The organism is Nocardia sp. NBC_01388, assembly GCF_045040085.1.
Lineage (GTDB): Bacteria > Actinomycetota > Actinomycetes > Mycobacteriales > Mycobacteriaceae > Nocardia.
In genome coordinates, this window is the sequence record NZ_CP109553.1 from 5,694,289 (window position 1) to 5,719,236 (window position 24,948).

4 protein-coding genes and 1 pseudogene are annotated in these 24,948 nt (G+C 69.0%); all 5 read right to left on the bottom strand.

Features of this window, described 5'->3' with window-relative positions; translation table 11 throughout:
• Positions 1–91: 91 nt before the first annotated feature.
• Positions 92–14,404 (bottom strand): annotated as a pseudogene (locus OG716_RS27670) (amino acid adenylation domain-containing protein); the annotation flags it as partial.
• Positions 14,405–14,641: 237 nt separating this feature from the next.
• Positions 14,642–14,962: a hypothetical protein gene (locus OG716_RS27675; RefSeq protein ID WP_405133569.1), complete on the bottom strand. Its 321-nt coding sequence runs from the start codon at positions 14,960–14,962 to the stop codon at positions 14,642–14,644.
• Between the two features lie 86 nt (positions 14,963–15,048).
• Positions 15,049–22,695 carry an amino acid adenylation domain-containing protein gene (locus tag OG716_RS27680; protein ID WP_405133570.1) on the bottom strand — a complete coding sequence of 2,549 codons (7,647 nt, stop codon included), beginning with the start codon at positions 22,693–22,695 and terminating at the stop codon, positions 15,049–15,051.
• Between the two features lie 198 nt (positions 22,696–22,893).
• Positions 22,894–23,874, bottom strand: coding sequence for a LuxR C-terminal-related transcriptional regulator (locus OG716_RS27685; RefSeq protein WP_405133571.1), 981 nt, complete (start codon positions 23,872–23,874; stop codon positions 22,894–22,896).
• 59 nt (positions 23,875–23,933) lie between these two features.
• On the bottom strand, positions 23,934–24,812 hold the full coding sequence (locus OG716_RS27690) for a M23 family metallopeptidase (protein WP_405133572.1): 879 nt from the start codon (positions 24,810–24,812) through the stop codon (positions 23,934–23,936).
• Positions 24,813–24,948 lie beyond the last annotated feature (136 nt).

The following is a 24,948-nucleotide window of genomic DNA, read 5'->3' on the forward strand; positions in this document are numbered from 1 at the left end:
CGGACATGTCTCCGAATCAATGTTCACACCTTCGCTGTGGTTCGTTGGTGCCGGTCTACGGCCTGTGCAATCGACGCGGTATCGGCCGATATTACGGAGTGGTCTCGCGACCGTGCTCGGCGAGTCCGCCCAGGGCCTGCACCCAGCCCTCGACGAGTCGCTTGATCTGCTCCAGGTCGAGTACCGCGCCCGCGAAGTCGAAGCGGGCGACGAGACCGTCCTGGGTGGTATCCACCGTGACGTCCAGATAGAGGTCGTCGGCGACCGGCTCCGGATACACCCGGGCGGGTCGCAGATCACGGTAGCGGAAACCGATGCGACCCACCGGAAGTCCGGCGATTGCGGCCGCTGTGTCGGGGTTCAGATGCTGCAGCAGGCCGAAGCCGACGCCCTGTGCGGGCACCTCGCGGCAGCGGTCGCGAATCTGCTCGAGCACGGATCCGGCGGCGGGCCCGCCGCGCCGCACCTCGTCGAAGTCCACGCCGTACACCCGCAGCGCGAAGGGGTAGGGCGTGCTGAACGCGCCCACGGTGCGATGTCCGGCGGGATCGCCCGGCACCCGCCCGTCGGCGACCAGCTGCACCACCGAACCCAGTGCGCGCCGGACCGATTCGCCGCTGTCGTCGAGCAGGGTGACGGCGAGCGCGCCGAGCAGCACCTCGTCGATGGTGGCGTCGTAGCGGCGGGCCACGGTATCCACGGCCGCCGCGCCCTCACCGGTGATGGAGACCGATACCCGGCCGCGGGCGATCGGCCCCTCGTCGGAGCCGAACACCTCCGCCGGATCCCGGCCCTCGGTGGCCGAGGTCAAAGAGGCACGCCACCACTCCAATTCGATGACCGTCGGGGCGGCGACCGCCCGGTCCGCGAGCGCCTGGGCGATGCCGACCGGATGCGCGTCCGCACTGGGCGGCGTGGCATGTCCACCGGACCACGAGGCCGTCAGGTCCTCGATGATGGTGCGCCACGAGGTGTCGTCCACCACCAGGCCATTGGCGACCGCGACCAGTACGGCTGCGGGGCAGTCGATCGGATCGAGGGTCGGGTCGGCCTGCGCGCCGGCCATGAGCACGAAGCGAATATTGCGGCCCTTCTCCGGATCCAGCTCCGCCGCGGCGGCGTGGATGACCGCTTCGATCGGATCGCCCACCGCCTCGACGGCCGGATCCAGCTGCCAGACCTGGGCATCGCTCGAATTGGCCTGTGCCGGAATGTCCATGACGGCCGCTTCGCCGTCCCGGCGCAGTCGCGACCACAGTGCCGGATGCCGGTCCAGCAGAGTGCGCACCGAACGCCGCACCCGGGACCCGGAGACATCTGCCGCGATATCGAGCGTGATGGCCCGAACCCAGAGACCGGACGGCTCGACATCGAGCAGGCTCACAGCGCCCGCGGGCAGCGGAGAAACCTTGCCCACCGCGGTGAGTCGCGGACCCATGATCGGCGGCGCGGCCGTAGCAGCCGCAACCTGTGCAGGGGCTTCCGCCACTTCCGCGCCGGAGATCTCCTGCGCTTCCGGATCGATGGCGTCCGAAGTTCCCGCGCCGTCAGCGTCCAGAGCTCCTGCGCCGTCAGCGTCGGGAGATCCTGCGCTGTCAGCGCCCAGAATTCCCTGGCGGCGAGCGTCCAGCGATTCCCCTCCGTCAACATCCGGAGTTCCCCGGCGACGAGCGTCCAGCGATTCCCCTCCGTCAACATCCGGAGTTCCCCGGCGACGAGCGTCCAGCGATTCCCCTCCGTCAACATCCGGAGTTCCCCGGCGGCGGGCGTCCAGCGATTCCCCTCCGTCAGCCGGCTGCGATCCCTCGGCCGAGACCTGCGGAGCTTCCTCGGCGGATGCCTCCGGACCGGCGCCCGAGGCAGAGTCTCCGATTTCCCTTGCGGCCGAGACTGCTTCGGCGGCAGGCGAGCCCGGCGCCGAGGCGGCGATCTCGCCGGTGTCGAAGCCGGAGAAGAGCTTGTCGACGAACGCTTCCGCATCGGCGGCCGGGAATTCCTCGGCGGCAACGTAATCCGAGGCAGCGCTGTAGCCCGAGCCCGCGTCGCTGTCCGGAGCCGGGAGCGTCCCGTCGGCCGCGCGCAGTTTCACACCCGCCGACGGTGCGTCGAAGGTGATGATCGGCAGCACCTGGGTGGTGGCCCAGTCGGCGTCCTCAGTCACCTCTTCCGTGGCCTCTTCCCTTGTGGCAGGGACACTTTCGCGTTCCAGCAGCGCAGCCAGCTGCGGCCCGATGACGGCGTAGGCCTCCGCCGTGGTCAGCAGCTGATGCGTGATCGGCACGACGTGATCGGTAATGGTTCCGGTGACGAATCCCCGCCAGTCGTCGGGCGAGTGCGCGTGATCGTCGCCGCGCCCCTGCTCGGCGGAGAACAGGTCCATCTGCCCCTGGAAAACCTTCGGCCGGTACCGCGAGCCGAGCTCGACGGTGTGCACCGCGCCCCGGTAGATCCGGCGCAGCCGTTCGACGGTGAGCACCGCGAGGTCGGCGGGGATGGCCGCGTGCAGTGCGGCCAGCGCCTCATCGCTCAGATCGCTCATATCCCCGTCGGGGAAGGCTTCCTCGCCGACGCCGAGCGCCGCGAACTCATCCCGCACCGCGGCGGTGAAGTCCGCGAATTCGGCATCGGGGTAGGCGTCGAGATTGGCGAGGACGTCGACCCTTTCGCCCTCGGCCTGCAGTTCGGTGGCGATGGCGTGGGCCAGAATGCCGCCGAGCGAGTAGCCGAGCAGCCGGTACGGCCCCTCCGGCTGCACCTCGCGCATGGCGCCGACGTACCGCCGCGCCACCTCTTCGAGGGAGGCGGGCAGATAGTCGGCCTCGGTGAGCGCCGGGGATTGCAGGCCGTACACCGGCTGATCGGCGGGCAGGAAGCCCACCAAACCTGCGTAGCACCACGACATTCCGACCATGGGCGGCGCGCAGAACAGCGGTGTCCGGCTGCCGGTGGCGCGGATCGGCAGCACCACGGCCATGGCGCCGTCGGCGGCCGAATCGTAGTCGTGGCTGTTCTCCAGCGCCGCGGCGATGCGGGCGGCGAGCCCGGTGACGGTCGGATCGGCGAAGAACCACGCGACCATGACCTGCGCCCCGGACAGCTTGCGCAGCTTGCTCACGATCTGGGTGGCCAGCAGCGAATTACCGCCGAGCGCGAAGAAGTCGTCGTCGGCGCTGACCCGCTCCACCTCGAGCACCTCGGCGAAGGCGGCCGCGATGGTCTCCTCCAGCGACGTGGACGGCGCCCGGTATTCGCGTTGCCGCAGTACGGGTTCCGGCAGCGCCTTGCGATCGAGCTTGCCGACCGGGGTGAGCGGAATCTCGTCGAGCACGACAATCGCGGTGGGCACCATATGCGGCGGCAGGCTCAGCGCGGCGTACGCCTGCAAATGCTCCGGTTCGAGGGCGTTGCCGAGTACGTACGACACCAGAACCGTTGCCCCGGAGGCATTCTTGCGCCCGACCGTGATGACGAAGTCCACATCCGGATGCCCGCCGAGCACCGCGTCGATCTCACCGAGTTCGATGCGGAAGCCGCGGATCTTCACCTGGAAGTCGGAGCGCCCGACGTAGTCGAGTTCCCACTTCGTATCCGGCAGTGCGGTATTGCCACCCCGGTCCGCCGGATCGGCGTACCAGCGCACCACATCGCCGGTGCGGTACATGCGTGATCCCGCTGCGCCCCAGGGGTTTGCGACGAAGCGCTCGGCCGAGAGCCCCGCCCGATTGCGATAGCCGCGCGCGAGCGCGCCACCGGCCAGGTACAGCTCCCCCGCGACACCCGGCGGCACCGGGTTGAGGCGGCCGTCCAGCACCAGTGCCGACATACCGTGCACCGGTGTGCCGATGGTGATGTGGCGGCCCGGTGTGAGCTGCGCGTAGGTGGAGATGATCGTGGTCTCGGTCGGGCCGTAGGCATTGTGATAGACCCGGCCCAGGGCCTTCCAGCGGCTGACCAGCTCCGGCGAGGTCACATCGCCGCCGATCGACAGCATGACGAGCTGCGGCTGTTCGGCCGGATCGAGGGTGCTCAACACCGCCGGGGTGAGCAGTGCGTGCGTCACGTTCTCGCTGCGCATGAGCTCACCGAGCTCGGCGCCGCCCAGGATCTCCTTGGGTACGATCACCAGGGTCGCACCTATGTAGAAGGCGCACACCCACTCCAGCACCGACGGATCGAAGCTGGGTGAGCAGTTGTGCAGCACCCGGTGCCCGGGGTCGAGCTCGTACCGGGCCACCGCGTAGTCGGCGAGGCCACCCATGCCGGCATGGGTGACGGTGACACCCTTGGGCATACCGGTGGAGCCGGAGGTGTAGATGACGTAGGCAGGATGCTGCATGCGCAGTGGCGCAAGGCGATCCGCGTCGGTGACGGGCGCGGCCGAGTGGGCGACGCACTGCTGATCGGTCGCCGGATCGTCCAGGCAGAGCCATTCGAGCGTCTCGGGCAGACCGTCCAGATGGGCCTTACCGGTGATGCCGATAATGGCGCCGGAGTCGATCACCATGTGCCGCACCCGATCCGCCGGATACGTCGGGTCGATCGGTACGTGCGCGCCACCCGCCTTGGCGACCGCGAGCACGGCCGCGACGGTCTCGAATGACCGCGGGAAGGCCACGGCGACAAGCTTTTCCGGGCCGACACCGCGATCGATGAGCACCCGCGCCAGCTGCGACGAGTAATCGTCCAGCTCGCCGTAGGTGATGGAGTGCCCGCGGTAGCGCACCGCGATCCGGTCCCGGCCCAGGCGCAGACCGGCGGTGAGCAGATCGGGCAGCAGCCCGGTCGCCATGACCTCATCGCCGTGCACATGGGTGAGCAGCTGATATTCCTCGTCGCCGAGCAGCGCGAGATCGCCGACGGGCGTCTCGGGGCTGCCGGCGATGGCGGCGAGCAGCCGCTGGAAGCGGTCCGCGAAGACCCCGATGGTGGCGTAGTCGAACAGGTCGTGCGCGAAGGTGAAGGCCGCCTGCAGGCCCGCCTGATCGCTGCTGCTCATGGTCAGCGACAGATCGACCTGCGAGGTCTCGACCTCGGATTCCAGTGCGGCAATGCGCAGTTCGGGCAGCTCGACATCATTGTCCGGCAGGTTCTGGAAGGCCAGCATGACCTGGTACAGCGGATTGCGGGCGGTGGAGCGCTCCGGATTGAGCAGATCCACCAGCCGCTCGAACGGCACCTCGGCATGTGCGAAGGCGCGCAGATCGGCGTCCTTGGTACGGGCCAGCAGCTCCTCGAAGCGCAGCTCGCCCGGCACCTGGGTGCGCAGTACCAGCGTGTTCACGAACATGCCGATGACGTTGTCCAGCTCGGCCGCGCCGCGACCGGCGACGGGTGTGCCGATGGCGATGTCATCGGTCCCGGACAGCCGGGCCAGGAAGATCGCCAGCGCGGTGTGCACCACCATGAACAGCGTGGCGTGCTGCTCCCGTGCGATCCGCTGCAGACCCTCGTGTGTCGCGTCGTCGATCGCGAATTGCACACTGCCGCCACGGAAAGACTGCACCGGCGGGCGCGGGCGATCGGCGGGCAGATTCAATTCGTCGGGCAGTCCGGCGAGTTCGGTCCGCCAGTACGCGGTCTGCCGCGAGATCAGGCTGTCCGGATCGTCCTCGGACCCGAGCAGTTCGCGCTGCCACAGCGCGTAGTCGGCGTACTGCACCGGCAGCGGCGTCCAGGCCGGGGCGGTGTGTGCCGACCGCGCCATATAGGCCATGACCAGATCGCGGGCCAGCGGGCCCATCGACCAGCCGTCCGAGCTGATGTGATGCGTGACCACCACCAGCACGTGTTCGATCGTCTCGGCGACATCCAGGCGGAAAAGTTTGACCCGCAACGGAGTATCGCGCGTCACCTCGAACCCGGCGGTGAGCAGTGCGCCCACCCGCTCGGCCACCGCATCGACGCCGATCACCTCGGGTGCGAGCTGCGGCACCGCCTGTTCGGCGGGCAGCACCACCTGCTGCGGCGCACCCCCGGTCTCCGGATAGATGGTCCGCAGCGTCTCGTGCCGCCGCACCAGATCCGCGACGGCCTGCTGCAGCGCATCGGTATCCAGCGCACCGGTGAGCCGCAGCGCGATCGGCAGGTTGTAGGCCGAGGAGGTGGGATCGAACTGGTTCAGGAACCACATGCGCTGCTGTGCGAGGGACAGCGGCACCTGCTCGGGACGCGGTCCGGCCACCAGCCTGGGTCGCGGCGCAGCGGCCTCGGAACCCGAAATCCGCTGTGCGAGTGCGGCAACCGACGGCACCTCGAACAGGTCCCGTACTCCGAGACCGGTATCGAGCGCGGCGTTCACACGCGCGATGACGCGGGTGGCGACCAGCGAGTTACCGCCGAGCGCGAAGAAGTCGTCGTCCAGACCGACCTGCTCGAGCCCGAGCACCTGGGCGTACACCTCCGCCACGGTCTGTTCGGCGTCGGTGACCGGAGCCCGGAATTCGTGCGCGCCCGCGAAGTCCGGGGCGGGCAGCGCCCGGCGATCCAGCTTGCCGGAGGGATTGACCGGGAACTCGTCCAGCACCACGAACGCGGCGGGCACCATGTAGCCCGGAAGCCGTTCCACGAGTGCGGCTTTCAGCTCCGAAGTATCGACCGCATGCCCGGCGACGGGCACAACGTAGCCGACCAGCTGATCACCGAGCCGCTCGTCACCCCGCAGCACCACCACCGCTCGCGCGACGGAATCCTGTGCCGTGAGCGCCGCCTCGATCTCGCCGAGCTCGATCCGCAGGCCGCGCAGCTTCACCTGGAAGTCGGTGCGGCCCAGATACACCAGTTGACCGCGATCGGTCCATCGCACCAGGTCACCGGTGCGGTACATGCGCGCGCCGCGCTCACCGAACGGGTCGGCCACGAACCGGTCCGCGGTCAGGTCTGCGCGACCGTAGTACCCGCGCGCCAATTGCGCACCGGCCAGATACAGCTCACCCGCCATACCCGGGGCGACCGGATGCAGCCGCGCGTCGAGCACGTACGTCTGCGCGTTCCACACCGGCGCACCGATCGGCACTGCACCCGAAACCTGTTCGCCGACAGCGGCATAGGTGGCGTGCACGGTGAATTCGGTGGGTCCGTAGAGGTTGTGCAGTTCCGCACCGGAGATGTGCCGGAAGGCGGCGACCGCATCTCCGGTGAAGGCCTCACCCGCGACCAGCAGCGTGCGCAGCGAGGTGAGCGCCGCCGGATCGGCGCTGTCGGTGAAAGCATTCAGCATGGACGGCACGAACGAGGTCATGGTGACCCGCTCGGCGGCGATCACCTCGGCCAGGTACGCCGGATCGCGGTGCCCGTCGGGCGCGGCGATCACCAGTCGGGCGCCGACGGCGAGCGGGCCGAAGAGCTCCCACACCGAGACATCGAAGGTGGCCGGGGTCTTGAGCAGCACCACATCATCGGCGCCGATCGCGTATTCGCCGGTGATCCAGCCGATCTGGTTGACAGCCGCGGCGTGCGAGACCGCGACACCCTTGGGCCGTCCGGTCGAGCCGGAGGTGAAGATGACGTACGCGGTATTCGCCCCGTGCAGCGGTGCGAGGCGTTCGGCATCCCGGATCGGGGCGTCGGAGTAGCCCGACAGCTCGATCGCATCGATGACCGCGACCGGGCCGTCGTAGGCGAAATCATCACCGCGCGTGGTGAGTACGCACGCGGGCCGCGCCGTCTCGAGCACGTGCTCGAGACGATCGGCCGGCTGATCCAGATCCAGCGGCACATAGGCGCCACCGGCCTCCAGGACGGCGTAGATGGCGACCACCAGATCCACCGAACGCCGAATACCCAGCGCCACCAGTGATTCCGGGCCCACGCCCGCGGCGATCAGATGCCGCGCCAGGCGATGCACCCGCGATGCCAGCTCATCGTAGGACACTTCCCGGCCGCCCTGGTAACGCAGCGCCGCGGCGTCCGGAGTCAGCACGGCCCGCGCCTCGAACTTCGAGAACAACTGTCCCGCAGGCAGTTCCAGCGCCGTATCGTTCCAGTCGGTGAGCACCTTTCGGCGCTCGTCGAAGCCGAGCACGTCGATATCGCCGACGATCCGGTTGGCATCGGCGGTGACCGCGACCAGTATCCGCCGGAAGCGGTCGGCGAAGTGCTGCACCGTCGCCTCGTCGAAAAGATCGGTGGCATAGGTGAACAGCCCGGTCATGCCCTGCGGCGTGCCGTCGGCGTCGGCGCGCTCGCCGACGGTCAGCTGCAGATCGAACTTGGCCAGCGGCACATCCAGTTCCACCGCCGAGACCGAGACGCCGGGCAGTTCCAGTTCCGAGGTGGCCAGGTTCTGGAAGGTCAGCATGGTCTGGAACAGCGGATGCCGGGCCTGCGAGCGGGCCGGGTCCAGCACCTCCACCAGGCGCTCGAACGGCACATCGGCGTGGCCGAAGGCGGCGATATCGCTGTCGCGCACCGTATTCAGCAGTTCCCCGAAGGAGTCGGCCGGATCGATCTCCGCGCGCAGTACCAGGGTATTGACGAACATGCCGATGAGGTCGTCGAGCGCGGCGTCGCCGCGGCCGGCGACCGGTGCGCCGATGGCGATGTCACCGGTGCCCGACAGCCGCGCCAGCAGGGTCGCGAAGGCCGCGTGCACCACCATGAACAGGGTGGCACTGTGCTCCTGCGCCACCCGGTGCAGTCCGGCATGCACGAGCGCGTCGATCTCGAAGACCAGGGTGGCGCCGCGCCCGGAGGCCACGGCGGGGCGCGGGCGGTCGCCCGGCAGTTCGAGCTGGTCCGGCAGTCCCGCCAGCGCGGTGCGCCAGTGGTCCAGCTGCCGGGTCAGCAGTGAGTCGGGATCGCTTTCCTCGCCGAGGATTTCGCGCTGCCACAGCGCGTAATCGGCGTACTGCACCGGCAGCGGCGTCCACTCCGGTTCCCGGCTCTGCAGGCGGCTCAGGTACGCGGTCATGAGGTCGCGGGTGAGCGGTCCGGCGGAGAAACCGTCACCGGCGATGTGGTGGACCACGCACACCAGTACGTGATCGTCGGCGGCCAGCCGCAGCAGGCGCAGGCGCAGCGGCGGCGCGGTGGTCACATCGAAACCGGCGATGGCCGCCTCGGCCACGGCGGCAACAAGGTTCGCCTCGGTGGCATCCACCATCGGCAGCGAGGGCATGGCCTCGGGATCGTCGCCGGAGAGCACCACCTGGTGCCCGACACCGTCGTACTCGGGGTAGATGGTGCGCAGCACCTCGTGCCGCTCCACCAGATCACGAACGGCGGCGCGCAGTGCGGGGACGTCCAGCGGTCCGGTGATGCGCAGCGCGGTGGGCAGATTGTAGGTCGCCGAGCCGGTGTCGAAGCGGTTCAGGAACCACATGCGCTGCTGGGCGTAGGACAGCGGAATCCGTTCCGGCCGTTCCATGGTGCGCAGCGGTGCGACCAGGGCGCCGACGTGTTCACCGAGCGTCCCGGCGAGTTCCGCCACGGTCGGCGCATCGAAGAGCGCCCGCACCGGCACCCGCGCGCCGATGGCAGCACCCAGCCGTCCGACCACCTGGGTGGCGCTGAGCGAATTGCCGCCGAGCTCGAAGAAGTCGTCGTCCGCACCGACGCGTTCGGCACCGAGCACCGAGGCGAACACCTCGGCCACGGTTCGCTCGGCGGTGGTGGACGGGGCCCGGTAGGCCCGCGCCTGGAACTCGGGGATCGGCAGCGCTTTTCGGTCCAGCTTGCCGCTGGCATTGAGCGGCAGGGCCGCGAGCCGGACCACGGTGGCGGGCACCATGTACGACGGCAGCGCCGCCCGGGCATGCGCCAGCAGCGCGGCATCACCCACTCGCGCACCGGATTCGAGCACCACATAGGCCACGAGCCGATCGCCCGTCGCGGCCCGCACCAGCGATACCGCGGCGCGATGCACCGCACTGTGGCTCAGCAGCACCGTCTCGATCTCACCGAGCTCGACCCGCTGACCGCGCAGCTTGACCTGGAAGTCGCTGCGGCCCAGGTACTCCAGCGCATAACCCTCGACGTCCGGGTCGGCCACCCAGCGCACCACATCACCGGTGCGATACAACCGCTCCCCACCGGAGTGCGCGACAAAGCGCTCCGCGGTCAGCGCGGGCGCACCGAGATAACCGCGCGCCAACTGCACACCGGCCACATACAACTCCCCCGCCGCGCCGAACGGCACCGGCCGCAACTGCCGATCCAGCACGTGCACACGGGTATTGGCGACCGGGCTGCCGATCGGCACCGCGACACCCGCCGACCGGTCCGCGGGATGCGCGGTGACCACGGTCGCCTCGGCCGGGCCGTACCAGTTCACCAGCGCCGCATCCGGCAGCGCCGCACCGAACTTCACGGCGGTCTCGGCGGACAGCGCCTCACCGGCGGCGAACACCCAGCGCAGCTGCGCCGAGGCGGGCACCGCCGAGGTCGCCGCACCATCGAGGTACGCCTCGAGCATGGACGGCACGAAATGCACCGAGGTGACGCCGTAGTCGGCGATCATGCGCGCGATGTAGGCCGGATCGCGATGCCCATCCGGCTCCGCGACGACCACCGCCGCACCGGTCTGCAACGGCCAGAACAACTCCCACGTGGAGATGTCGAACGTGATCGGCGTCTTGTGCAGCACCACATCCCCCGCACCGTGCGGGTAGGTGCGCTGGGCCCAGCGGAACTGATTGGCCATCTGCCGGTGCGTGATCACCACGCCCTTGGGACGACCGGTGGAACCGGAGGTGTACATGACGTATGCCGCATGATCCGGCCGTACCGCGGCCGCACCGACGAACTCGATATCGTCGGCGCCCGCCACGGCTTCGATGAAGAAAAGCGGTACCCCCGAAGCGGTTTCGAACGAATCATCGCCGCGGGTCAGCACGCATACCGGGGCCGAACCGGCCAGCACGTATTCATTGCGCTCCGCCGGATGATCGGGATCGACCGGCACGTACGCACCGCCGGCTCGCAGCACGGCATAGAGGGCGACAACGAGGTCGATGCTGCGCCGCATGGCGACCGCGACCCGAGACTCCGGCCGCACGCCGCGCAGCGTGAGTTCCTGCGCCAGCCGCCGCGAGCGCGCATCGAGTTCGGCATAGGTCAGCGTGGTGTCGCCGAACATCACCGCGAGCGCATCGGGCGTACGCGCCGCCTGCGCGTCGAACAGTGTCAGCAGCGTCGAATCATCGAGCAGCTCGGCCACTTCGGTGGCATTGACGGTGTCGAGCGCTTCGCGCTCGCTGTCCAGGAGCGCGTCCACATCGGCGACCCGCGCCCGCGGATCGGCGCCGAAGCGGCCCAGCAGCAGTGCGAGCCGCTGCGCGAGCGCTTCCGCCGCCGCATTGTCGAACAGATCGCGCAGGTACTTGAGATCGACCCGCAGCGTCTTCCCCGGCGTCACCATGACGGTCACCGGATAGTGCGTGCCATTGGCCGCCGAGGTGCCGAGCAGGCCCACCCCCTCGATGGGCGCGGCCGCCTCGTCCAGCGCCGCATCGTCCACCGGGAAGGAGGCGAACACCACCAGCGAATCGAAAATCCCGTCTATGCCGGTGATTTCCTGGATTTCGCCGAGGCCGAGGTAGTGGTGATCCAGCAGCGCCGCCTGCTCGTCCTGCAGCTGCCGCAGCACATCGGCGAGGGTGTCGGCGGCATCGAGCCGCACCCGCACCGGAATGGCATTGAGGAACAGGCCGACCATGGTCTCGATGCCCGCCAGCTGCGGCGGGCGGCCGGAGACCGTCGCACCGAAGACCACGTCGTCACGATCGGTGCTGCGCCCGATGAGCAGACCCCAGGCCGCCTGCACGATGGTGTTCACCGTGACGCCGGTCTCGGCGGCGACCGCGCTCAGCGCGGCGGTCTCCGCGGCGGACAGTTCGAAGCCCAATTCGCCGATGCCCGCGGAGATTTCGCGCGACCGGTCGACCGGCGCCAGCGGCGACGGCTCGGTGAATCCGGCGAGCGCCTCCTGCCAGGCCGCCCGCGCGGCATCGCGATCCTGCGCGACCAGCCAGGCCAGATAGTCCCGGTAGGAGCGCACCGGCGGCAGCAGCGCCGGATCCCCGCCGAGCGCGTAGAACGCCAGCATGTCCTGCATGAGCAGCGGCAGCGACCAGCCGTCGAGCAGAATGTGATGGCTGGTGACGAACAGCCGGTACCGCTCCGGCGCGGTGCGCACCAGGGTGAACCGCAGCAGCGGCGCGGACCGCATATCGAAGTGGCCGCTCATCTCGGCGGCCATCAGCCAGTCGGTGCGCGCGGGCGCGGCGCCCGGCTCACGATCGCCGAGATCCAGGTAGCGCCAAGGCACTTCGAGATCGTCGACGACCACCTGCAGCGGGTTGCCCGCGGAGTCTTCCGCGAAGGCCACACGCAGGTTCACATGCCGGTCCAGCATGGCCTGTGCGGCAGCGCGCAGTCGCGGAATATCGAGTTCACCGCCGAGCTCGACGGTGAACTGCACCATGTACGCGTCGACCGACGATTCGGCCAGCAGCGCGTGGAAGAGCATGCCCGACTGCAGCGGCGTGAGCGGCCAGACATCCGACATGGCCGGGTAGATCTCTTGCAGCCGTTCCCGATCCACGTCACTGATCCGCACCAGCGGACCGGTGGACAGCTCCGGCTCGCCCGAGCCCGGTGTCACCGATTCGGCGATCTCCGCCAGCCCCGCCACGGTGCGCGCGGCGAAAACGTCCTTGGCCTTGAACGCCAAACCCTGTGCCCGCGCCCGGGACACGATCTGAATGGAGGTGATGCTGTCGACGCCGAGGGCGAAGAAATCATCGTCCAGCCCGACCTGCTCGACCCGGAGCACCTCGGCGAAGATCTCCGAGATCAGTTGCTGCGCAGGTGTTTCCGGAGCCCGGTAGGCGGTCACGGCCAGTTCCGGCGCGGGCAGTGCGGCGCGATCGAGCTTGCCGACGGGCGTCAGCGGGATCTCGTCGAGCAGCGTGATCCCGGCGGGCACCATATGCGGCGGCAGCGCGCTCTCGGCCAGCGCCGTCAGTTCGGCCACATCCACGGTGGCGCCGGGTGCGGCATGCACGTAGGACACCAGAACCGTTGCGCGGTCCTGCACCTGGTGACCGACGGTCACCGCGAAATCGACGGACTCGTGCCCGGCGAGCACGGCGTCGATCTCGCCGAGCTCGATCCGGAGCCCGCGGATCTTCACCTGGAAGTCATTGCGCCCCAGGTATTCCAGCTCACCGTCGGCCGTCCAGCGCACCAGGTCGCCGGTGCGGTACAGCCGGGAACCACTGTCGTCGAACGGATTCGCCACGAACCTGGTCGCGGTGAGCCCGGGCCGCCGATGGTAACCGCGCGCCAGCAGCACGCCGGCCACATACAGCTCGCCTGCCACGCCCGGTGCGACCGGCCGCAACCGCTCGTCCAGCACGTACTCGACGGCACTGCGAATGGGCGTGCCGATGGTGACCGGACGCTCCGGCGACAGTTCGGCGCTATTGGTCCAGATGGTGGTCTCGGTGGGTCCGTAGCCATTGAGCAGCGACCGCTCGCCGTCGGCGATCGGAGTCACCCAGCGCCGCACCACCTCGGGCGGGCAGGCCTCGCCGACGGCCACCACGACCCGCAGTTCGTCCAGCCCGTTCGGGTCCAGTGAGGCCAGCACCGACGGCGTGATCACCGCATGGCTGACCGACTCCCGGGCCAGCAGCGCACCCAGATCCTCGCCGCCGTAGACCTCGGGCGTGGCGACGACGAGGGTGGCCGCCGAACCGAGGGCGATGAGCTGCTCGTAGATCGAGGCGTCGAACGACGGGGACGCCACCTGCAGCACCCGGGATTCGGGCGTGACCCCGAACCGCTCGCGCAGCTCCTCGGTCACGCCGGACAGACCCGTATGCGAGACGACCACGCCCTTGGGCAGACCGGTCGATCCGGAGGTGTAGATCGTGTACGCCGGATGTTCGGCCCGCAGCGGCTGCACCCGGTCGGCATTGGTCACCGGTTCGGCCGGGTAGCTCTGCAGCTGCTCGCCGAGGTCGGCGGTGTCCAGTTCCAGCCACGTCACCGCGTCCGGCAGCTCGGCGCCCCGGCCGCCGACGGTCAGACCCAGCACCGCCTGCGAATCGGTGACCATGTGCAGTACCCGGTCGGCCGGATAGTTCGGGTCGACCGGGACGAATCCGGCGCCGGTCTTGGCGACCGCCCAGATGGCGAGCACCGATTCGACCGAACGCGGGATGGCGAGGGCCACCAGGTCCTCGGGCCCCACGCCCCGGTCGATCAGCAGCCGGGCCAGCCGGGTCGAGCGCTCATCGAGCTCGGCATAGCTGAGCTGGTCATATGCCTGTACGGCATCGGCCAGGACGAGGGCAACCCCGGTCGGGTTGGCCTCGACCGCGGCCGAGAGCAGCTGTGGCAGCGTGGGGACGCGGGGACGTCTGGTGCGGGTGGGCCGTACACGAGCTGTACGGGTCATGCGCGCACCGCCCGAATCGCGCTGTGCCGCTGGCCGACCACCCGAATCATGAAGATGTCCCTCATCCTGTCCGTTGTTGCTCGTGCCGCCGGTACACCCCCCGAAATGAATCGAGTGTGCGCGGGGTGTGTTACTCGGCCAGCCGGGGACAGCCGGTAATCACCGTGCACGGCCGCCGGGAGCGACCTGCAACATCGAAACAGGGTTATCGGGGTGCCTCTCCGATAACGCTCGATATTACGGATTGTTCGCGCGCCCGTGGTCGGCGAGTCCGCCCAATGCCTGTACCCAGCCCTCCACAAGTCGCTTGATCTGCTCCAGGTCCAGCACCGCGCCCGCGAAGTCGAAGCGGGCGACCAGACCGGCGACCACGGCCTCGGTGACATACGCGGCGGGTTCGGCCTCGGTGCCATCACGCAGCGGGACGGCGGGCAGCACCTCGGGGTCTCCCTCGGCCGGCACCACCTGACAGCCGATGCCGTCGTGCTCCCGGTACACGGTGCGCAGCACTTCGTGCCGGTCGACCAGGTCGTACACGGCGGCCCGCAGCGCGGGCACCTCCAGCGGCCCGGTGATCCGCAGCGCGGTCGGCAGGCGCGCACCGGCAACCGGGTTCCGAGCGCGGCTACGGCCGGTACTTCAGCTCAGTGCAAGTCAACATCTGCTAGCCCCGGGAGTACTACCACGCTGGACGTCCATGCCTCCGCATCGGCACGCGAGGCGAGAATCACAGTTTGTAAATCTTCGAACGGGGCAGGGTCCAGGTCGGCCAGACCGGACGCGTCGGCGAACAGATGGGTAACCCACTCATCGCCCAGCGCCGCGGACAGGTCGGCGGCTGCCGGATCGACGAGTACGAACGAGGCTCCCGCCGCACCGGCTGCGACCAGCTCCACCAGGGCCAGCGCCGATCCCGGCGCACCCTGGTGGAAGGTCCGGGATTCGAAGGTGATTTCGGCGGTGTCGCGGGCGCGATCCGCGGCGGCGGCCAGTGCGTCGTAGGTCAGGACGCCACCGGACGCGAGGTACGCCGGATCCACCCCACGCAGCGCGCGCGTGCGACTGGCGTAGGTGACCGGGCGCGCGGATTCGGCGGCAACTCGAGCGGCCACTTCCGCATCGTCGAGCACCAGCCAATCGATGCCCGCCGCCGTCGCGGGCACGACGCCCACGGTAATACCCACCTTGACGTCCAGACCCGGTGCATCGGCCGCCGCGAGCGGCACCAGCATGGCGCCGGTCTTGAGCACGGCCCAGGTCGCCACGGCCTGATCCACACTGCGCGGCAGACCGACCACCACACCCGCGCCCGGTCCGCTGCCGTGCGCGATCAGCACCCGGGCCAGCCGCGAGGAGCGGGCGTCGAGTTCCTGATAGGTCACCGAGTCCTCGCCCCACACCAGCGCCGGACTGTCCGGATCATCCTCGACCGCGGAGGTCAGGACCTGTGTCAGCGCGGCGCCCCGGGCGGCCGGAGCCGCCGGTTCGGGAATCGGCCGCGGTGCCGCGGCCACCCCGGAACCCGGTGTGCCGAGCAGTTCGATATCCCCGACCACCGCATGCGGATCGGCGGCCACGGCCAGCAGGATCCGCTCCAGCACCCGGCCGAACGAGTCGATGGTCGCCTCGTCGAAAAGGTCGGTGGCATAGGCGAAGATCACGTCGAGCACGCCCAGCGCACCGTCGGCGCCGGACCGCGGCTCCATGCTGATCTGCAGATCGAACTTGGCCGCCGCCAGTTCGGTATCGATGGCTGACACCCGCAGCCCCGGCAGTTCCAGCACCGGAGTCTCGGTGTTCTGCAGCGAAAGCACCACCTGCAGTAGCGGATTCGCGGCGCCGCGACCGGCGGCCGCCACCTCGGAAACCCGCTCGAACGGGACATCGGCATTACCGAAGGCGTTCAGGTCGGTCTCCCGGGCCTGCGCGACCAGCACATCGAACGGCGCATCGAGATCGACCGGGGTGCGCAGCGTCAAGGTATTGACGAACATGCCGACCAGATCGTCGAGGGCCCGTTCACCGCGACCGGCGACGGCGGTGCCGATGACCACATCGGTACTACCCGACAGCCGGGCCAGCCAGGCCGCCACGGCCGCGTGCACCACCATGAACAGCGAGGCATTGTGCTGTCGCGCAATACGATTCAGTGCGACGTGCACCTCGGCGGGCAGCCGGAAGTCCGCGAACGCGCCCGCCGTGGAGGAGGCCGCGGTGCGCGGCCGGTCCAGCGGCAGACTCGGAGCCGGCAGGTCCGCCAGTTGCTCACGCCAGAACGCCAATTGCTGTGCGGCCAGGGAGTTCTCGTCCTCGTCGACGCCGACCACCGCGCGCTGCCACACCGCGAAATCGGCGTACTGCACCGACAGCGGCGACCAGCCGATCTCCCGGCCCGCACTGCGCGCCAGGTACGCGGCCATGAGATCGCGCGCCAGCGGAGCCATGGAGGCACCGTCGGCCGCGATGTGATGGGCGACCAGCACCAGCAGGTAGTCGTCCGGATCATCGCCGGTGATCAGCCGCACCCGCAGCGGAACACGCTGCGCCACATCGAATCCGGTGAAGACCAGCTCGGCCACCCGGGCGCCGATGTCCTCGGCCCGCTCCACCTCGAGACCGTCCGGCAGCACCTCGGCCACCGACAGGATCTCCTGATACGCCGCCGCGCCCGGCGCCGATTCCGGATACCACGTGCGCAGGACCTCGTGCCTGGTCAGCACGTCCTCGACCGCCTGCCGCAGCGCGGGCACATCGAGCGCGCCCTGCAGGCGGATTGCCATAGGGATGTTGTAGGCCGCCGACTCCGGATCGAACTGGTTCAGCACCCACATGCGCTGCTGTGCCAGCGACAGCGGCACCCGCGCCGGGCGCTCGCCCGCCACCAGCGGCGGCCGCGCGCCCACGCCCGAACCGGGCACCACACGCGCGGCCAGTCCGGCGACCGTGGAGGTCTCGAACAGTTCGCGCACCGCGACATTGGTATCGAGCGCCTCGTTCACCCGCGCCACGGCCCGGGTGGCGATGAGCGAATTACCGCCCAGCTCGAAGAAGTCGTCGTCCGCGCCGACCCGGTCCGCACCGAGCAGTTCGGCGAAGACACCGGCCACGATCTCCTCGATGGGAGTCGACGGCGCCCGGAACACCTTGGCCTCGAAAACCGGTGCGGGCAACGCCTTCCGGTCCAGCTTGCCCGAGGCATTGAGCGGGAACTCGTCGAGCACCAGCAGTGCGGACGGCACCATGTAATCCGGAAGAGACTGTGCGAGAGCCGTTTTCAGCTCTTCACCATCGGCATCCGCGACCACGTAACCGATGAGCTGATCGCCGGTGTGCACATCGGCGCGCACCACGACCACCGCCTGCGAGACACCGGGCTGCGCCAGCAGCGCCGCCTCGATCTCGCCCAGCTCGATCCGCAGCCCGCGCAGCTTCACTTGGAAGTCGGTGCGGCCCAGGTACTCCAGCGCACCGGCCGCATCCCACTTCACCAGATCGCCGGTGCGGTACATGCGCGCGCCGATGCCGAACGGATCGGCCACGAACCGATCGGCGGTCAGATCCGGTCGCTCCACATATCCGCGCGCCAGCTGCACACCCGCGAGATACAGCTCGCCCGCGACACCCGGCGGAACCGGGTTCAGTCGCGAATCCAGCACGTACACCTGGGTATTGAAGACGGGAGCGCCGATCGGCACCGAGGTGATGTCCGCGTCGGTGACCTCGTGATAGGTGACGTCGACCGCGGCCTCGGTCGGGCCGTACAGATTGTGCACCCGCGCACCGGTCAGCTCGCGGATCTTCTGCGCGGTGCTGCCGGGCAGCGCCTCACCGGAGGCGAACACCTGCCGCAGCTGGATCTTCTGCCTACGCTCCGCTCCGGCGGGGTGCTGTATTTTCTGCCTACGCTCCGCTCCGGCGGGGTGCTGGATCTTCTGCCTACGCTCCGCTCCGGCGGGGTGCTGTATTTTCTGCCTACGCTCCGCTCCGGCGGGGTGCTGGATCTTCTGCCTACGCTCCGCTCCGGCGGGGTGCTGGATCTTCTGCCTACGCTCCGCTCCGGCGGGGTTCGTGGCCCCGGGAGTCTCGTTCTTCCCTCCCTCCGCTCCTCCGCTTCGCTCCCCCGCTCCACTCAGTCCAGAACGAGACGGGCCACGAACTTGGAGTGGGGGTTCTGCGACCTCGCCGAGGGCAGCTGCGAACATCGAGAGCATGGAGGGCACGAAATGGGCTGTGGTGATGCCCTGTTCGGCGATGATCTGCGCCAGGTACACCGGATCGCGATGCCCGTCCGGTTTCGCGACCACCAGTCGCGCACCGGCCTGCAGCGGCCAGAAGAACTCCCACACCGAGACGTCGAAGGTGGCCGGAGTCTTCTGCAGCACCGCGTCATCGGCGGCGAGGCGGTACCGCGCCTGCATCCACACCAGGCGATTGACAATGGCCCGGTGGCTCACGGCCACACCCTTGGGCTTGCCCGTCGAACCGGATGTGAAGATCACGTAGGCGGTGTTGTCCGGCCGCAGCGGTTCCGTGCGTTCGGTATCGGCGATCGGCGCGGCGCTCAGACCCTGTGCGGCCTGCTCCAGATCCTCGACCCGGGCCGTATTGATCACGCGTCCCGAGCTGAAATCGTCTGCGCGCGTGGTCAGAATCAGGCGCGGCTGCGCGGTATCGAGAATGTGGCCGATGCGGTCGAGCGGCTGATCCGGATCGATCGGCAGATACGCCGCGCCCGTCTGCACCACAGCGTACATGGCCACCACGAGCTCGGTGGAGCGCCGAATGGCCAGTGCCACAGTCGATTCCGGACCGGCGGCGAAGCCGCCCATCATGAGCCGGCGGGCCAGGCGATTTGCGCGCTGCTGCAACTCGCGGTAGGTGAGCCGCTCGTCCTCGAATACCACCGCAATGGCATTCGGGGTGGCCGCGACCTGTGCGTCGAACATCGACACCAGCGTCGCCGGAATACCGTGCGGCAGACCGACGGCCGCCTCCAGATCGAATCCGGTGGCATTCCAGTCGCTGACGACCTGCTGCCGTTCCCGGGCGCCGAAGACCGTGACATCTCCGACCGAGGCGCCCGGATCGGCGGTCACGGCCGACAGCACCCGCTCGAAGCGCTCGGCGAACACCGCCACCGTCGGCTCGTCGAAAAGATCCAGCGCATAGGAGAATTCGCCGGCCAGACCATCGGCGTCGCCGTGCTCGTCGTGCGATTCCTGCATGGTCAGCTGCAGATCGAACTTGGCGAACGGAATCTGCAGATCCGCGCCCGCCACGCTCAGCCCGGGCAGCTCCAGCCGGGTGGGCGCCATGTTCTGGAAGGCCAGCATGACCTGGAACAGCGGATTGCGCGCCTGCGAGCGCGCCGGATCCAGCAGTTCCACCAGGCGCTCGAACGGCACGTCGGCATGCCCGAAGGCCCGAATATCGGTATCGCGCACCTGGTGCAGCAGATCCTCGAAGCTGGTGGCGGGATCGATATCGGTCCGCAGCACCAGCGTATTGACGAACATGCCGATGAGATCGTCGAGTTCGGCCGCACCGCGTCCCGCCACCGGGGTGCCGATGGCGATATCGCGGGTGCCGGACAGTCGCGCCAGCAGGATGGCGAGCGTCGCGTGCACCACCATGAAGAGCGTGGTGCCGCGGGCTTCGGCCAGATGCCGTGCCGCCGCATAGGTTTCGTCGGTGATCCGGAATCCGAAGGTCCCGCCCCGGTACGAGGCCACCGGCGGCCGCGGCCGGTCGGCGGGCAGCACCAGCTCATCGGGCAGATCGTCGAGTGCTGCGCGCCAGAACGCGATCTGCTGCGCCAGCACCGAATCCGGATCGTCCTCGCTGCCCAGCGTCTCGCGCTGCCACACCGCGTAATCGGCGTAGTGCACCTCGAGCGGCGTCCACTGCGGTTCCCCGCCGCGCGCCCGCTCGGCATAGGCGGTCACCAGATCGCGCGCGAGCGGACCCATGGAGACGCCGTCACCGGAAATGTGGTGCACGGTCGCGACGAGCACATGCTCCTGCGCGGCGGTCCGCAGCAGTCGCAGGCGAATCGGCGGTGCGGCGGTGACGTCGAAACCGGCGCCGACCACCTCGGCGACCCGCTCCGGAATCTCGGCCGCGGTGATATCGAGCAGTGAAAGTTCCGGCACCGCACGGGGATCGTCGGCGGCCAGCACCAACTGGTAGCCCTCGCCGTCGACCTCGGGATAGATGGTGCGCAGGACCTCGTGCCGCGCAACCAGATCCCGCGCGGCCGCACGCAGCGCCTCGACATCGATGGCGCCGCTCAACCGCACCGCGAGCGGAATATTGTCCACCGCGCTGTCGGGATCGAAACGGTTCAGGAACCACATGCGCTGCTGCGCGAAGGACAGCGGAATCCGTTCCGGCCGGGGCAGCGAACCCAGTGCCGGACCCGCGGTCACGGCCGCGCCGCCGTCGAGTTGCGCAGCCAGGGCGGCGACCGTCGACGCCTCGAACAGCACGTGCACGGGCACCCGGGTACCCAGCGCGGTGCCGATGCGCGCCGCGGCCTGCGCCGCGAGCAGCGAGTTGCCGCCGAGTTCGAAGAAGTCGTCGTCCGCGCCGACCCGCGCCTCCGGGTTGTCCGGAATCAACAATGTCGCGAAGACCTGTGCCACAGCCTCTTCGGCGGGAGTGGACGGCGCGCGGAACTCGCGGGCCGCGAACACCGGTTCCGGCAGTGCCGCCCGATCCAGCTTGCCGACCGGGGTCAGCGGGATCTCCTCCAGCACCACAATGGCGGTGGGCACCATGTACGCGGGCAGCGATTCACCGATGAAGCTCGCCAGCTCGGCGGTATCGAGAGTGGTTCCGGGACGCGGCAATACATAGGAGACCAGCGCGGTCACACCCGACGGCAGCGTCTTGCCCAGCGTCGCAGCGTAATCCACATCGGCGTGTGCGGTCAGCGCATTGTCGATCTCGCCGAGCTCGATGCGCAGACCGCGAATCTTCACCTGGAAATCCGAGCGGCCCAGGTACTCGATGACACCGCCGGCCTCCGCGTCGCCGCCCGCGGCGGAGGTGCGCTTCACCAGGTCGCCGGTGCGGTACAGGCGCGCCCCCGGCGTACCCGTCGCCTCGCCGAAAGGACTGGCCACAAAGCGTTCCGAGGTCAGCCCCGGCCGCTGGTTGTAGCCCTGCGCCAGCGCGGGACCCGACAGGTACAGCTCACCCACCACGCCGTCCGGCACCGGCCGCAGCCGCGAATCCAGCACGTACGCACCGACACCCGGTACCGCCGAACCGATGGTGATGCCCTCGTGCGGCAGCAGCGGTGCGCTGCTGGTCGCGAGAATCGTTGCCTCGGTGGGCCCGTACCCGTTGTAGAAGGAGCGGATGCCGGTCGCCCAGCGACCGACCAGCTCCGGCCCGAACTTATCGCCGGCGACCACGACGGTGCTCAGCTCGTCCAGTCCGGACGGGTCCACCGATTCCAGCGCGCCGGGCGTGATCAGCACATGGGTGACACGTTCGCGGCCGAGCAGGTCCGCCAGTTCCACGCCGCCGAACACACCGGCGGGGGCGACCACCAGGGTCGCACCGGCCGTGAAAGCCAGCAGCAACTCCAGCACCGACACATCGAAGCTGGGCGAACACACGTGCAGCACACGCGAATCCGAGGTGACGCCGTAGTGCTCGCGCTCCGCGGCGGCGAGACCGGCGAGGCCGGTGTGGGTGACGACGACGCCCTTGGGCTTACCCGTCGAGCCGGAGGTATAGATGACGTAGGCCGGATGCTGTTCGGTCAGCGACCGCACCCGGTCCGCATAGGAGATAGGGTGCGCGGGATGCGCGTCGATCCGCCCGGTCCACACCGGATCGTCCAATTCGATCCAGTAGGTGGAGGTCCCGAGCGCTCCGCGGTACTCCCGCGTCGTCAGTCCGAGCACCGCGCCCGAGTCGGTCAGCAGATGTTCGATGCGATCCGGCGGATACGCGGGATCGACGGGGACGTACGCCGCACCGGTCTTGGCGACGGCCCACACCGCCAGCACCGATTCGATGGACCGGGTGATGCCGATGGCGACCATATCGCCGGGGCCGACTCCGCGCCCGATCAGTTCCCGCGCCAGCTGGGACGAACGGGCGTCCAGGTCGTGATAGCTGATCTCACGCTGATCGGCCGGATCACCGGTCGGATTGAACCGGACGGCGATGGCATCGGCCGCGGACTCGACCGCGGCGGTGAGGAGCTGCCCGAAAAGAGGGCTGCCGGACCGACGCCGACGATTACCGCGAGCTGTACGGCGGGCAGTATCCATTCGAGTGCATTCACCTCTCGGGTCTAGCTGGTCCGCATGCCGAAGACCTTCGGCCAACCCACGAACAATGGTGGTCGAACCACGCTGGCGGACTGAGCAATCATATCGGGCGCGCGGTGCCGCGATGACGGCTCGAGCTCAGAGAGTATCGGGGACCAGGGACCTTCGTTGCAGCCTTGTGATCTGCACCACAGGCAATTACAGCCACCCACGTCGGGTGGCCTGCACCCCGGCCTGGAATCGGGTGCTCGCACCGAGCCGCTCCAGCAGGCTCGCGGTCCGCCGCACCACGGTCCGCCGGGACAGCCCCAGCCGGCGCGCGATGGTGTCGTCGGTCGCGCCCATGCTCATGAGGGTGAGGATGGCGCGATCGCGCTCGTCGAGGGATTCGGACGGGTTCACCGAAATCGGCGTGGCCATGGACCACAGCGAATCGAAGGTCTTCACCAGTAGATCCAGCGTGGGCGAGGGGCCGACCCGCACACCCATCGGATCACCGCGCCGCTCATCGCAGTGCAGTACCAGCACCGCCCGGCGGTCGTCGGCCACGATCAGCTTCATCGGCGGATCCGGCAGCGTACGCGCCTGTGCGCCTGCGGCATTGGTGGCGAGCACATGCCGCAGCCGTTCCGCGTCCTGGTAGATGGTCTCCTGATACAGCGTGCGGTAGTCGATGCCCGAGGTGATACGCGCGGACTTGAGCTCGAACATCCGCTCCTCGGTCTCCACATCGGAGAGGAACGGGCCGCGCTCCACGACCTTCACACAGGTGTGCGCGGTGTGCTGCAGATCCTCGAAATCGGCGAGCAGCTGCCGGCGTTCGTAGACGGCCACCACGGCACCATCGGCATCGGTGGTGCGCCGCACCGACCGGAAGGTCTCACCCAGGCGGGCCGCCGCCGACTGCATGCGCAGCACGTCGGAGGTGCGGCGCCGAGTCTCGGCCTCCGACAAGGCTTCCGGAGCATGTGCATCCCAGCGCACGGTGCCGCTGCTTTCGGTCAATCGCACCGCGGCCTCCAACTGGCACAGCGCCTCCAGCGACGCCTCTGCCACGCGCGGCGGGCACCCCAGACGCTCGGCGACTTCGAGTGCGGTCGACCGTGGATGCTGCACGAGCACCGCGTAGGCGCGCCCGTGCAGCGAGGCAGGGTCGAAGAGATCATCCAGTGTCGTCACCGCGCCCACCGGCATCCGCCGGTCCGGGAAGCGCCCGTTCGCCGGGGCGGGTGAACGCTCTACTGGTCCGGACCCCACTGCTGCTGCATGATTACGCCCTTGCTGACCAGCCATGGGAGCGGATCTTCCTTGGTTCCAGCGGCGTCCCAGATCTCCAGGTGCAGGTGGGGACCGGTGGAATCACCGCGATTTCCGACAGTCGCGATCACGTCGCCGGTGTTGACGCGCTGTCCGCGGGTCACGTACATATCGTTCACGTGGCCGTAGACAGCGGTGGTGCCGTCGTCCTGCTTGACGCGCACCCAGAGGCCGAAGCCCTGTGCCGGACCGGCATCCAGAACGGTTCCACCCATGACGGAGTGGATAGGAGTGCCGATCGCATCGGCGAAGTCGATGCCGTAGTGCATGGTGCCCCAGCGAGCGCCGAAGCCGGAGCTGATGACACCGGCGGTCGGGCGCACCGCGGCGGCGGGTGCCATTTTCTGCTGTAGATCCTTGAGCGTCGCCTCGGCCTGCGCCAGCGGGTTCGCGATCTCCGGCAGCAGGTTCTGCAGACCGAAGGGCGCGGGCGCCGGGGCCGCGACGGGTGCGTCGCCGGCGGGGGCCGGAGCCGCGATGGTGGCGGCGACCTCGGCGGCCTGCTTGACGGCCGGGGCGGCATCGCGCAGCACGGCGGCGTCGGAGTCCTGAGCGGCCGGCTTGTTCTCATGATTGGGGGCGACCGGTGCGGCGTGTGCGAGGGCCGGAACCATTTGGGTCGCGGTGCCGATCAGGGCACTCGCGGCGACCGCGGCTCCGGCCGCTACTTTGACGCGGTCGACGGTGGAGGGTTCGGCCCGATGTCGCTTTCGGGCGACGGACCCGATGCGGTGGATGCCCGAATCATCGAGCAAATCCAGAACGGATACGGAGTTCGCCGTCTCTCTGTGGTGCGACAAAGTTCGTCCTAGAGTTCGAAGTTCCGGTAACGATTCGGCATCGCTGTGATGGAAACAGTACTCGCCCGTGACCATTCCGCAACCTTGCGTTCGAAAATCCCAGGTGGTACTGCCCACCGGTAGATCACGAATAAGG